Raw genomic sequence first — 12,528 nt, forward strand, 5'->3', positions numbered from 1 at the left:
CCGCCCCCGGGTCGCATGCCATAATGACGCGCGCCCTCTGGGCGGCGTCTCCACTACTTTTTTATTCCGAGGCTATACCTCTGTGAGCAATACCACTTCGAAACTGGATTCCATCGCACAAGCCAAAGCCAAGCTGCTGGAGGAACTGCAGAAGCTGGAAGAACAGGAGAAGACCGAGCGCGCAAGCGAAGCATCGTCTGCGCATGCCACCATCGTCTCGCTGCTCGAACAGTTCGCCGGCCACTTCAACACCAAGCAGCGCAACGATATCGCCGGCTACCTGGGCACCGGCACCGCACGCAAGGAAGTGGTCAAGAGCGGCCGTAGCGAAGTCAAGCCGAAGTACGAACTGCCACACACCGGCGAAACCTGGTCCGGCCGCGGCCGCACCCCCAAGGCTTTCGCTGCATGGGAAGGCTCGGTGTCGTACAAGGAATGGAAGGCCAAGAACCCGGACCTCAAGTTCCCGCTGATCGGCGAGTGATTGCACCGCGTCGTTGATCCGGACCGCATCTTTGACGGTGCGGTCCGCCACCGCAAGCCAGCCCTTGGCGAACCGCGCGGCATATGGTTAGAATCCAAAGCACGTGGGGCGGTAGCTCAGCTGGGAGAGCGTCGCGTTCGCATCGCGAAGGTCGAGGGTTCGATCCCCTTCCGCTCCACCATTGTTTTTCAAAGAATCCTCGGGAACCGCTGGTTGCCGAGGATTTTTTGTTTGTCGCGGGCTGGCGGCATTCGGGTTACTCACTCGGCGCCGACCTGGGGTTGAGCGTGCGCAGCCGTGACAACGGAACCATGCCGCCAGGATCACACCGCGCGCGCTAACGTCCGTTTCTTCATTCACCCTGGACATGCACGCCATGAGCAATGAGCAGAAACAGCCCGACAACGTCACAGAGAATCAGCATGGCGCTGCCGAAAGCCAGCAGGACCGTCAGCACGATGAGGCGGCCAAGCAGCGCCCGGGCCAGAAGGACTTGCAGATCGACAAAGAAAACAACCGCCGTCCGCACGGCAACGCCGGTCAGGGCGAGTGATGCCACTGCGATGTCGGCACGCAGTCAGCCCGGACTAAAGCGGCTGGCAAAACTACTGCGCGGCCGCCAGGCGCGCGCGGTCGGTGCTCGGAATCGGCATGTACCACTCGTACACTCCGGTTCCTGCGCGCCGCCCGCAGCCACCTAACGACCGCTCGCTACGTTTTTTAGCCGCTCTAAAACAGCTCGATGCGTACGCGCAGTGGCTCCTGTGGCAAGATCTAGGCACGCGCTCGCCGCTAGGGTGGCTGGCGCGCTAGTTCCAACAGTCAGGCGATGGCTCGGTTGTACTAGCCATCGCCGTGCTCGCACCTTGTCTTTCATCGCCTGACGGCGCCCTGTTCCGGTGGTCCTTTGCATGCAGAATCCCGACGCGCCCGCGTTGAGCCTGATCCACGCGACACTGTTGCCCGGTGGCATCAATGCGACCTTCGGCGCGCGCATGCCGGCCAATGAAGACGATCGCCTGGCCGCACTGCACGATTACCAGATTCTGGATACCGCGCCCGAACCCAGCTACGACGAATTCACTGCGATCGCTGCGGCAGTGTGCCGGACGCCAATGGCGCTGATTTCGCTGATCGACACGCAACGCCAGTGGTTCAAATCCAAGATCGGCATGCAGCCGCGCGAAACGCCGCGCGATCTGTCGTTCTGCGCGCACGCCATTCTCGAACCCGATCAGGTGATGGAAGTCGGCGACACCCATCTGGACGCGCGTTTTGTCGACAATGCACTGGTCACCGGCGAACCGCAGATCCGCTTCTATGCAGGCGCCCCGCTGCTGACCTCCGACGGTATCGCGCTGGGGACGCTGTGCGTGCTGGACCGCACCCCGCGGCGCCTGTCGGTGGCCGAACGCGACGCGCTGAAGGCGCTTGCGCGGCAAGTCGTCAATACCATCGAGTTGCGCCACGCAGCCAAATTGGTGGAGCTGGACGCGCTGCGCGACGAGCTCACCGGCTTGTGGAACCGCGCCGGTCTGGAGCGCGCAGTGCACGCGCTTGCAGACGCGCCGAGTGCTTCGGCTGAGCAATCGCTCGGCTTTCTGCTGATCGATCTGGATGGTTTCAAACGGCAGAAATTGCAGGCCGGCGCGGCTGCGGCGGATGCAACATTGGTCAAGGCCGCAAGAATTATCGAAGCACAGCTGCCGCCTACCGCAAGTGTGGCCCGATTAAATTCGGATCAGCTGTGTGTGGCATTGCCGTCGACGCCGGCGCAGGTCGCTGTGCAAACCGCCGAACGGATCCGTGCGGCAATCGAAATGGCCACCTGGCCGAATGCTCCGTTGACGGTCAGCATCGGGCTGGTCGATGCACCTGCCAGCGATTCGCACGACACCAACGCCTTGCTGGCGCGCGCGCGGCATGCATTGCAGATCGCGGTACGCAACGGGCGCAACCGCGTGCATCGCTTCGCTGGTTGGTACCTGCAGGATTGATTGGTAGCGCTCGCCAGATGCCTGGTTCAGGCGTCTGGCGAGGCTGCAGCTCAGGCGGCCAGTGCATCGGCGGTGCCGGCAATCTCCTCGACATGCAGCACCTGCTCCATCTCCAGCAACACCACAAAGCGCTCGCCGACCTTGCCCATGCCGCGTAGCAGATCGCGGCGGATATGCGTACCAAACGCGGGCGCGGCTTCGATGTCCTGATCGGCCAGTTCGATCACCGCGTTGACCGCATCGACCAACACTCCGATCACCTGCGGTCCCTGTGCCTGTTCGGTAGCCAGAATCACGATGCAGCTGCGTTTGCCGATGGCGCTGTCGGCGCGCCCCAGCCGCGATTGCAGGTCCACCACCGGCACCACTGCACCGCGCAGATTGATCACCCCGCGCACGCAGGCCGGCATCGACGGCACCGGCGTGGGGGCGCGGTACTGGATGATTTCGCGAATGCCGAGAATGCTGATGGCGAAGGTTTCGCCGGCCAGTTGAAAGGTCAGGTACTGGGCCGCCGCATCGGCGTCGCCAGGCATCACATCGGGGGTCTGTGCAGTCATCGATCGGTCTCTCAGAAGCGGGCGAACTGGCCTTCGTCCGGGCCCTCGGACATGGCGTAGGCCGGCGCTGCAGTGCTGCGCCAACCACGTGCAGCTGCGGCGCGTGCCGGACGTGCGGCGACCGCCTTGCCACGCTTGGGCGGCGTGCTCGCCGGCCCCTGCCCGCCCAGGCGGAAGAACGCCATGCTCTGCTGCAGTTGTTCGGCCTGCGCGCTCATCTCTTCGGCAGTGGCGGCCAGTTCTTCGGACGCGCTGGCATTCTGCTGGGTGGTCTGACTGAGCTGCACCACCGCCGAGTTGATCTGACTGACGCCGGAAGATTGCTCTTCGGAGGCGGCAGAAATCTCCTGCACCAGATCCGAGGTGCGCTTGATGCTGGGCACGATGGTGTCCAGCAAACGCCCTGCGCGATCGGCCAATTCCACACTGGAACTTGCCACCTCGCCGATCTCCTGCGCAGCCACCTGGCTGCGTTCGGCCAGCTTGCGCACCTCGGCGGCGACCACGGCAAAGCCCTTGCCATGTTCGCCGGCACGCGCCGCTTCGATCGCCGCGTTGAGCGCGAGCAGATTGGTCTGATAGGCGATGTCGTCGATGATGCCGATCTTCTGCGCGATCTGCTTCATCGCCTGGGTGGTAGCGACCACCGCTTCGCCACCTTCAATGGTTTCTTTCGCGGCCTGGGTGGCCATGCCATCGGTAATGCGTGCGTTCTCGGTGTTCTGGCTGATCGATGCGGTCATCTGTTCCAGCGAGGCGCTGGTTTCTTCCACACCGGCGGCCTGTTCGCTGGCGGCCTGCGACAGGCTCTGCGCAGTGGCACTGACTTCTTCCGATGCACTGGCCAGGGTCTCGGCACTGGTATTGACCTCGCCGACCACCTGCGACAGCTTCTGCACCATGGTGCGCATGGCTTCGAGCAACTGCGCGGTTTCATCGCGGCCCTGCACCTCGATGCGCATGCTCAGATCGCCTTCCGACAGCCCATTGGCAACCGCCACTGCACGGCGGATCGGGCCAGTGACGCTACGGCTGATCACCACACCGAGAATGGCACCGAGCAGCACGCCGCCGCAGATGATGGCGATCAGCAGTTTCGAAGCGCGTGCATGGATAGCACCGGTTTCCGCATTCGCCGATGCCGCGCTGCGCTCGCGCAGGCTGCTCAGATCGGTCATCAGGTTATCGACTTCATCCGAACTGGCGCGCACGGCGCGCGACAGCGCCGCCAATTCCGGATTGGTTTCGCGCAAGGCCTCGCGGTTGGCGACCTCGATAAAGCGGCCGCGCTCGTCCAGATACTTTTGCCAGGCGCGATCGAACTGCGCCAGCTTGGTCTTGCCCTCTTCGGTTTCGAAACTGCCACGCGCACGGGTGATGTGATCGACCACCCTGGCGGTGTACTTGTCGATGCTCTGCACATGCGACTGGCGTTCTTCGGCGCTGCTGGCCAACAACAGATTGGCACGTGCGCGGCCTGCATAAATGAGGTTGATATTGGCCTCTTTCACGTTCGACAAGCCCAGCAATTCGCGCTCGTACAGCGAGCTCGACAGGTCACTGATACGGCCGGAGTTGGAATAGCCCACCCAGCCGATGCATGCGCCGATCGCCGAGACGATCAGGAACGCGACGATCAGCCTGGTTCCGATTCTGAAGTTGCCTAACATTGGAAAGTTCTCTTGAGGATGGTGCGCGCGACAAGCGCTGCAAGGACAAGCGATAGCGTGCTGCGAGGTAGCGATCACGACGACGCGGCGTTTCTAAACCGTTCGTTAATGGCTATCGGCGCCGGCAAAACGCGCTTGAGATGCGAGCATTACCGCAATGCCTATTCAGGCAGTTGGATGTGCGCTTTTGTGACCGGTCATGCGCTCGCAGCAGCCCGCATTCGGAAAAATCCTACCCGCGATTCGCGCGTTGTCCGGGACAGTCCTGAGGGACACCCGCAGCGACATCACGCCCGCGCCGCTAGGCTGCGTGCATGTCGCGTCGACCACTCCCGCGCACGTTTTACGATCACGACGCACGCAGCGTCGCACCGCAATTGCTCAACAAGGTGTTGGTCAGTGCGGACGGACGACGCGGGCGCATTACCGAGGTCGAGGCGTATTGCGGCAGCGAAGATCCGGCAGCGCATTCGTTCCGCGGCATGACCCCACGCACGCAGGTGATGTTCGGTGCGCCCGGGCATCTGTATGTGTATTTCATCTACGGCATGCATTGGGCGATCAACGCGGTGTGCGGCGGCGCACCTGGCCATGCGGTGCTGATTCGCGCGCTCGAGCCGCTGGCCGGGATCGCTTCCATGCAGGCTGCACGTAACGCTGCCCCGCTCAAGACCCTGACCACCGGACCCGGTCGCCTGGCCCAGGCATTCGGCGTGACGGCTACCGATAACGGGCTGGATCTAACCGACGCAAGCGCGCGGCTATGGATCGAAGACGATGGCCTGCCGCCACCATCGATTCCGCTAACGACGCCGCGCATCGGCATCCGCAAGGCGATGGATGCGCCGTGGCGCTGGGTGGTCCCCGATAGCCGCTATTTGTCGCGCCCGCTTCCGCGCGTGACCGGCGCGCGCGCGGTGCTGCCGGGCGACTGAGCCAGCCATTGCTCCATCGGCGTCTGCTCGGCAGCGCCCGGGCCACGTTGCAGCAAGCGCAGTGCCTGTTCGGCTTGCTCAGCGGTGAGTTCCTGCAGCGGCTGGAAGCGATCTGCCGCCCACACCGCCACCGGCAGGCCATCGAGATAAGCGATGCGATTGCCCGGCACGCGCGCGATGCGCTCGCCAGGTAGAAGACTGCCGAGCAGATTGCTAGGGTCGCTCGCACTCACGCACACCCACTGCCCTTGCAGCGGCTGCGCACGCACCCGGCGCAACGCGGCAATCGCGTCCGGCAACGCGAATTGTTCGCCAGACAGGCCCCCTATGAAACGACCACCCCGGATCTCGCCGCGCGCTTCCAGCCGTTGATACATGCGCAGCAATTCGCGCCACGGCGGCAACCATGCAGCCTCACGTTCGAGCAACCGCCAACAGACCACGCCATAGCGGCGCAACAGCGTGCGCGCGACGTGTTCGAGGGTCTCCTGATGCCGCTCGCCGGCTTCGGCCAACGGCAATTCCGGCAGCGTGCGCACCGGCGCCCAGCGACCGGCATCGCGAATACCCAGCGCACTGGCGCGGCGACGGTGGCGCGACAACGCGCTCGGCCGCTTCGACGCCGGTACCAGCAGCGCACGCAGCCCGGCGTAACTATCGCAATGCGCGCGGCCACGCATCACCAGCTCGCTCAACGCGTCTTCCAACTCGGTGCTCATCAAGCGGGCGGCATCGGCGATCTCATCAAAGAACAACGCGCCTTGCTGCTGCAACACCTCTGCCACGCGCTGCGCGCGCGAGCCCAGGGGTGCGTCATCGACACCCCGTGCCAGGCTGCTCCAGCGCTGCGCTTCGCGACGCGGCAATAACACGATGGGTGTTGCGCGCAACGCGGCACCACTGCGACCACCGCCGGGACGCAAGCGTGCCCACACGGTGCGCCCGGCCGTGCACAACTCGTCCAGCCACGCCGGTTGGTAGTCGCGTACGCGCGCAGGTAGCAGCTCGCTCTCCCACAGCAGCGCGGGCGCTTCGAAGCCTTCCAGCTGCCCGACAACACCGGCCAAAGCATCCGGCCCGGCCACACGACTGGCGCTGTCGAGGTGCTGCCACTCGAACAGAAAGCGCGCGTAATCGCGTTGCGACACCGGTTCGATCTCGCGGCGCAAGCGCCCCAGGGTGTAGCGATGGATGCGCGCCAACAGATGGCGTTCGCACCATTCTTCAGCCTGTGCCTGCGCACTGAACTGCCCGGCCATGACATAGCCCTCGCGCTGCAATGCCGCCAGCGCGAGCACGATCTCGGCCTGCGGCAAATGCAGTGCGCCCGCCAATGCCGGCACCTGCGCCGGGCCGATCGCAGACAGGCGCCCGCGCAGCAGTTCGCGCACAGCCCAGTCGCGTTCCCACTCGGCGACACGGCAATCGGCCGGTGCCTGCAACGGCGGTTGTGGCGACGCATCTGGATACAGCGGCGTGAACCAGTCGATGCGCTCGGCGCTGATCCACAGCGCGGGCGCACCGTTCAACGCGATGCAGCTGGCACGACCATCGGCAGCCAGCGCAGCCAACCAGGCCTGCCATTGCGCATCGGCGGCTTCGTCGACGGGCAATACGCCAAGCCCGACCAGCGCTTCGTGCATTTCTTCGGCATCGCGCGGCTGCGGCCAGGCTTCCTCGCGCACCGAGGCGATGGCGTCCGGATCGAGCCGGCCCAGATCGTCGCTGGTCTGCGGCGTGTAGCGGCGGTTTTGCACCGCCTGGGTGCGGCGCTCTTCCAACGGCGCGTCGTCCAGAAACGCGTACGGACGCGCGTTCAAGGCTTCGGCCGCCAACGGCGATGGCGCGGCCAGATCACGCGCCACCACCGTGATTGCGCCGGATTCCAGCCCACGCAGCACCTGCAACCAGCCTTCGCTGTCCATGGCCTGATGCAGGCAATCCTGTAGCGTCTGCGTCACCAAGGGATGGTCCGGCACCTGGCGCTCGCCGACCAGATTCTCCGCGCAGGCGACCTGATCGGGGAACACGCTCGCCAGCAGATCTTCGGACTTCATCCGTTGCAACTGCGGCGCCACCTTGTTGCCGCCAGTGAAGCGCGGCAACGCCATCGCATTGGTCGCATTCCAGCGCCAGCGCACGCCGAACAGCGGCGCATCCAGCACCGCCTGGATCAGCACATGCTCGGCCGATGACGAGTGCAGATAACGGGCCACCTCCTCCAGTGCAGAGCTATGACTGGTGGACAGCGACAGCACGATCGCATCTTCGGTTGCCGCCGCCTGCAGCTCGAAATTGAAGGTACGGCAGAAGCGCTTGCGCAACGCCAGCCCCCACGCGCGATTGATGCGGCTGCCATACGGCGAATGGATCACCAGCTGGGTGCCGCCGCTGGCATCGAAGAAGCGCTCCATCACCAGACATTGCTGGGTCGGCATGGTGCCCAGCGCCGCGCGGGCGTGCGCGAGATAGTCCACCAGTTGGCGCGCGGCTTCGGCGGCCAGACCCAACTCGCTGCAGAGCCAATCGCAGGCGGCTTGATGTGGCGCGGAGGCGCCTGGCGTGCTGTCGAGTAGCGCGCCTTCGAACGACGCGCTGTCCAGCCGCACCGCAACTTCGCCACGCAACCGCGACACCGCCGCCGACAATTCATCGCTGCGGCCCGGCGCTTCGCCCAGCCAGAACGGAATGTTCGGCGGCGCGCCCTTGGCATCTTCCACCCGCACGCGGCCCGCATCCACGCGCAGGATGCGGTAGCTGGCATTGCCTAGCTGAAACACATCGCCGGTCAGGCTTTCGACCGCGAAATCCTCGTTCACCGTGCCGATCTTTTCCGCTTGCGGCTCCAGCACCACGCTGTAGTCGCCGGTCTCGGGAATGGTGCCGCCGGAGGTCAACGCGGTCATGCGCGCACCACGGCGTGCATGCAGGCGGCGGTGCACCGCATCGCGATGCAGATACCCTGCACGCGGCCCGAGCCGGGTACTGAAGCCATCGCACAACATGCCGACCACGCGATCGAACGTCTCCCGGCGCAGCTGAGCGAATGGCCACGCGCGGCGCACCAGAGCGAACAGCGCATCTTCATCCCAGTCCTCGCAGGCGGCCTCGGCCACGAGTTGTTGTGCAAGCACATCGATCGGCGCGAGCGGAATCCGTAGCACGTCCAGCTCGCCGCGGCGCACGCTGTCCAGCAGCGCGGCGCATTCGACCAACTCGTCACGGGTCTGCGGAAACAGCCGCGCCTTCGGCGTGCCACCGACCGCATGCCCGGCGCGTCCGGCGCGTTGCAGGAACGTGGCGATCGAACGTGGCGAGCCGAGCTGGCAGACCAGATCGACATCGCCGATATCCAGTCCGAGTTCCAGCGATGCGGTGGCCACCAATACGGTCAATTCGCCAGCCTTGAGGCGCTGCTCGGCCAGCAGGCGCGTCTCGCGCGACAGGCTGCCGTGATGTGCGGCCACACGCTGTTTGCCGAGCAGATCGCCCAGATGCCGCGCGGCCCGCTCGGCCATGCGCCGGGTATTGACGAACACCAGCGTCGTGCGGTGTTGCTGCGCCAGCGCGGCTACCTCGGCGTATACCTGCAGCCACTGGTCGTTGGACATCACCACGCTCAGCGGCGTCGGCGGCAAGGCCAGCGCGAGATCGCGCGTGCGGGTGTAGCCGATATCCACGATCTCGCACTGCGGTGGAAGTTGCCCGGCTTCGCCGACGCCGACCAGAAATTGCGCGACAGTTTCAATCGGCTTCTGCGTGGCAGACAGCCCGATGCGGGTGATCGGGCGCTCGGCCAATCGTTGCAGGCGCTCCAGCGTCAGGCTCAGATGGCTACCGCGTTTGTCCGCCGCCACCGCATGGATTTCATCGACGATGACGGTGCGCACGTGCCGCAGTGCGTTACGCCCGGAGGCGGAGCCCAGCAGCACATACAAGGACTCCGGCGTGGTCACCAGAATATGCGGCGGCACGCGCCGCAGTCTGGCCCGCTCACGCTGCGGTGTGTCGCCGGTACGTACCGCGGTGCGCACTGCCACATCCGGCAAACCGTCTGCGCGCAGGGCTGCGCGGATGCCTTGCAGCGGGGCGTCCAGATTGAGATGGATGTCGTTGGATAGCGCCTTCAGCGGCGACACGTAGACCACGCGGGTTTCGTCCGGCAATGCGCCGCCGTTGGCCAGACCATCGCGGATCAGCGCATCGATGGCGGAGAAGAACGCGGTCAGCGTCTTGCCCGAACCGGTCGGCGCAGCCACCAGGGTGTGCCGCCCGGCCTGGATCGCCGGCCACGCGGCAATCTGCGCCGGCGTCGGCGCAGCAAAGGTCTGCGCGAACCATGCGGCCACGACAGGATGGAACTGCTGCAGAACAGGATGCATAGGCAATGCCCCGAACCGTCGCGCCAAGTTAGAGCGAGCGGTGCGCGGATTCAACTCGGCGGGAGTTCACTGGATGGGGGTGCGCGGTCGCTGACGCAAGCCAGCCACCGCGACGGCGGTGAATCGTTTAGTGCGGTGATCGATGCTGCTGCCTAGCCTTCAGACGAGTGTATTCAGCGCTCGCAATCGACGTATCGCGGATACATATCGGCCTGTGCGCGCCGTTCGCGCCAAGCCGATGCACGTTTGCGACGTGTGCTCAGCCATTGCTGGGACAGCGAGGACGCTGCCATTGCCGGTGCAACGAGGAAGCTAGCTGCGTGATCGTCGGATACTGGGCGATGCAGGATGTCCTGCTACCGGCCAACGCAACGCTGCGGCCCGGCATGACGATTGTCGATCAGGCACATGCCGTGGCACATTGGCGCCCATGCCCAGCCTTATTCTCTTCATGATTGCCGGCGCCGCGCTGTACGCGTTCTGGAACTCGTCGCGTGCCGCTGCCGAACGCGCCGATATCCTCGGCCGCAACGCCTGCCGCGCCGCCGATGTGCAGTGGCTGGACCAGAGCGTGCATTCCACCAATATCCGTATTTGCCGCAAACCCAATGGTTGGCTGGGCTTCGAGCGGACGTTTCGTTTCGAGTATTCGCACGACGGCGTCGACCGCCACAGTGGTCGCCTGGTGCTGCGCGGCGATCAGCTGATCGCCTTCACCGGCCCGCAAGTGGCCACGGTGACGCCGCTGAGCCCGGACCATCAGCGCTTGAATTGAGTGTGGTTTGACTGGGTTGCGCGCATCCGAATGCATCGTTTGCGCTTGAGCATGCGCCACCGAAGTCTGCGCTGCGCTGATCACGCATCGACACCACCGATGCGTCGATTGCAGCACGCCTGTCCAGCAGCACGTCTGTTCATCGCTGCCGCATGCGCACAGTGCGCATCAGTAACCGAGCGCCTGCCACACATCGAACGCCGGACACGCAATGCGCGTCCGGCCGTACACTTACTTGACCACACGCAAATGCGGGCGCTTGCCGGCGCTTGGCGGCTCGTCCGGCGTAGGCGGGCTCGGTGGCGGCGGTGCACCGGGATCCGGTGGCTCGGTGCTGGTGCCCGGGATGTCGTCCGGCAAGGCCATGCCCTGCCCGGTCTCGCGTGCGTACACCGCCAGCACGGCGGCCATCGGCACCATCACCGGATAGCTGACGCCGCCGAAGCGTGCAGTAAAGCGCACGCTTTCGTTGTCGACCTGCAGTCCGACCACGGCGCGCTCGGCGATGTTCAACACGACGCGACCATCCTTGACGGCACTGGCAGGCACCTGCACGCCAGGCAATCCTGCGTCCACCAGAACGTGCGGCGTCATGCCGTTGTCGTTGATCCATTCGACCAAGGCCCGCAACAGGTACGGGCGATGGCTGGTCATGCGGGGGAAATCTTCGCTCATGGCGTCATTTTACCCGCACACGGCCCGCAGCGGCGGCGCTACGATCGGACCTCGGTCTGTTGGCATACAGCCCTCGCATCAGCCCGGCATGTCGCGCAGTTTGCGTTCCTGATCGGTCAGGCTGCGGATGAAGCCGGGATTGCGGAAGATCCGGTTGCCGTAGTCCTCGATCGCCTTGCCGTCCTTGGGTAGCCCGATCTCCAATGCGTCCAGTCGCCAGATGATCGGCGCCATGGCGCAATCGGCCAGACTCATTTCCGGATTGAGGAAGAATTTGCTGGCCTTGAACAACGGCACCGATGCGGTGAGCAGTTCCTTCAGGCGCTTGCGGCCGGCTTCGGCCTGGGTCTTGTTGCCGAGCTGGATGGCCTGCACCTGCGGCACCCAGTCGTGCTCGATCCGCAGCATCGCCAGACGCAGGCGCGCGCGCGACAGCGGGTCGACCGGCATCAGCGGCGGATGCGGATAGCGCTCGTCCAGGTACTCGCTGACCACCGATGCGGCGTACAGCACCAGGTCGCGTTCGACCAGGGTGGGAACCGAATGATAGGGATTGAGATCGATCAGATCTTCGGGAGGATTTTGTGGGTCGACCGGCACCAGGTCGTAGGTCACCCCTTTCGCCGCCAGGACCAAGCGGACCCGGTGGCACAACACGTCGTCGTTGGACGAAAACAAAGTCAAGGTATTTCGCATACGCACACTCGTCGCCATTCAAGGCTCTCCGACGACCGGAATCCGCCGGCCGCATCGGCGCAGCCGGCCCAACGCCGACCGTCACCACGGTCCTTCGAGTGTGCAATCACGTCACGCAAAAGCCAAGGGTGATAAGGCCTCAAAACACGAACAGGCCATGTTGTCTTGTTGAATGACGGGCGTGCCAGGCGATTACGCGTCATCAACAGGTGGGTTTGCGGCTGATCTGCGGGTTTGCGGCGGGGCCCTTGCCCGCCCACCATCGCGGGACACGCCGCAAGTAAGCCCTTGTAGCGTCATCGGTACGTTGGTTTGCGGCTGATTGCGGGTTTGCTGCAGGGTCCTTGCCGGCCC

Annotated in this window: 10 protein-coding genes, 1 tRNA gene and 1 other RNA gene; 6 read left to right on the plus strand and 6 right to left on the minus strand. The window is 64.8% G+C overall.

Going from position 1 to position 12,528, the window contains the following annotated elements; genetic code table 11:
• Positions 1 to 82 precede the first annotated feature (82 nt).
• Together AC1KVG_RS02655 and AC1KVG_RS02660 are read left to right on the plus strand one after the other, a co-directional pair.
• Complete coding sequence (locus tag AC1KVG_RS02655) at positions 83 to 484, plus strand: H-NS family nucleoid-associated regulatory protein (protein ID WP_023904240.1); 402 nt, start codon at positions 83 to 85, stop codon at positions 482 to 484.
• 105 nt (positions 485 to 589) lie between these two features.
• Positions 590 to 665 (plus strand) — tRNA-Ala (locus AC1KVG_RS02660).
• 171 nt (positions 666 to 836) lie between these two features.
• Here the strand turns inward: AC1KVG_RS02660 and AC1KVG_RS02665 are convergent.
• Positions 837 to 1,043 carry a hypothetical protein gene (locus AC1KVG_RS02665; protein WP_176339802.1) on the minus strand — a complete coding sequence of 69 codons (207 nt, stop codon included), beginning with the start codon at positions 1,041 to 1,043 and terminating at the stop codon, positions 837 to 839.
• 92 nt (positions 1,044 to 1,135) lie between these two features.
• Here AC1KVG_RS02665 and AC1KVG_RS02670 point away from each other — a divergent pair.
• A non-coding RNA gene (locus tag AC1KVG_RS02670) (sX9 sRNA) lies at positions 1,136 to 1,210 on the plus strand.
• Between the two features lie 185 nt (positions 1,211 to 1,395).
• On the plus strand, positions 1,396 to 2,481 hold the full coding sequence (locus tag AC1KVG_RS02675; protein ID WP_481093400.1) for a GGDEF domain-containing protein: 1,086 nt from the start codon (positions 1,396 to 1,398) through the stop codon (positions 2,479 to 2,481).
• A gap of 50 nt (positions 2,482 to 2,531) precedes the next feature.
• Here the strand turns inward: AC1KVG_RS02675 and AC1KVG_RS02680 are convergent, their stop codons facing one another.
• Both AC1KVG_RS02680 and AC1KVG_RS02685 read right to left on the minus strand, forming a co-directional pair.
• Positions 2,532 to 3,041 carry a chemotaxis protein CheW gene (locus AC1KVG_RS02680; RefSeq protein WP_074057318.1) on the minus strand — a complete coding sequence of 170 codons (510 nt, stop codon included), beginning with the start codon at positions 3,039 to 3,041 and terminating at the stop codon, positions 2,532 to 2,534.
• 11 nt (positions 3,042 to 3,052) lie between these two features.
• Positions 3,053 to 4,711, minus strand: coding sequence for a methyl-accepting chemotaxis protein (locus tag AC1KVG_RS02685; RefSeq protein ID WP_023904244.1), 1,659 nt, complete (start codon positions 4,709 to 4,711; stop codon positions 3,053 to 3,055).
• 314 nt (positions 4,712 to 5,025) lie between these two features.
• Here AC1KVG_RS02685 and AC1KVG_RS02690 point away from each other — a divergent pair, with 314 nt between their 5' ends.
• On the plus strand, positions 5,026 to 5,646 hold the full coding sequence (locus AC1KVG_RS02690; RefSeq protein WP_481093401.1) for a DNA-3-methyladenine glycosylase: 621 nt from the start codon (positions 5,026 to 5,028) through the stop codon (positions 5,644 to 5,646).
• Here the strand turns inward: AC1KVG_RS02690 and AC1KVG_RS02695 are convergent.
• Positions 5,586 to 10,028 (minus strand): DEAD/DEAH box helicase, encoded by a 4,443-nt coding sequence (locus AC1KVG_RS02695; protein ID WP_481093402.1) that lies wholly within the window; start codon positions 10,026 to 10,028, stop codon positions 5,586 to 5,588. The genes AC1KVG_RS02690 and AC1KVG_RS02695 overlap by 61 nt on opposite strands.
• Positions 10,029 to 10,458: 430 nt before the next feature.
• On the opposite strand from AC1KVG_RS02695, the gene AC1KVG_RS02700 reads away from it, so the two are divergent.
• Positions 10,459 to 10,803, plus strand: coding sequence for a DUF3301 domain-containing protein (locus AC1KVG_RS02700; RefSeq protein WP_074057315.1), 345 nt, complete (start codon positions 10,459 to 10,461; stop codon positions 10,801 to 10,803).
• Between the two features lie 231 nt (positions 10,804 to 11,034).
• On the opposite strand, the gene AC1KVG_RS02705 is transcribed toward AC1KVG_RS02700, so the two are convergent.
• Positions 11,035 to 11,478: a ClpXP protease specificity-enhancing factor gene (locus tag AC1KVG_RS02705; protein WP_168957348.1), complete on the minus strand. Its 444-nt coding sequence runs from the start codon at positions 11,476 to 11,478 to the stop codon at positions 11,035 to 11,037.
• Between the two features lie 78 nt (positions 11,479 to 11,556).
• Complete coding sequence (locus tag AC1KVG_RS02710; protein ID WP_006453247.1) at positions 11,557 to 12,192, minus strand: glutathione S-transferase N-terminal domain-containing protein; 636 nt, start codon at positions 12,190 to 12,192, stop codon at positions 11,557 to 11,559.
• Positions 12,193 to 12,528: the final 336 nt, after the last annotated feature.

This window comes from Xanthomonas sp. NCPPB 3959 (genome assembly GCF_056675575.1).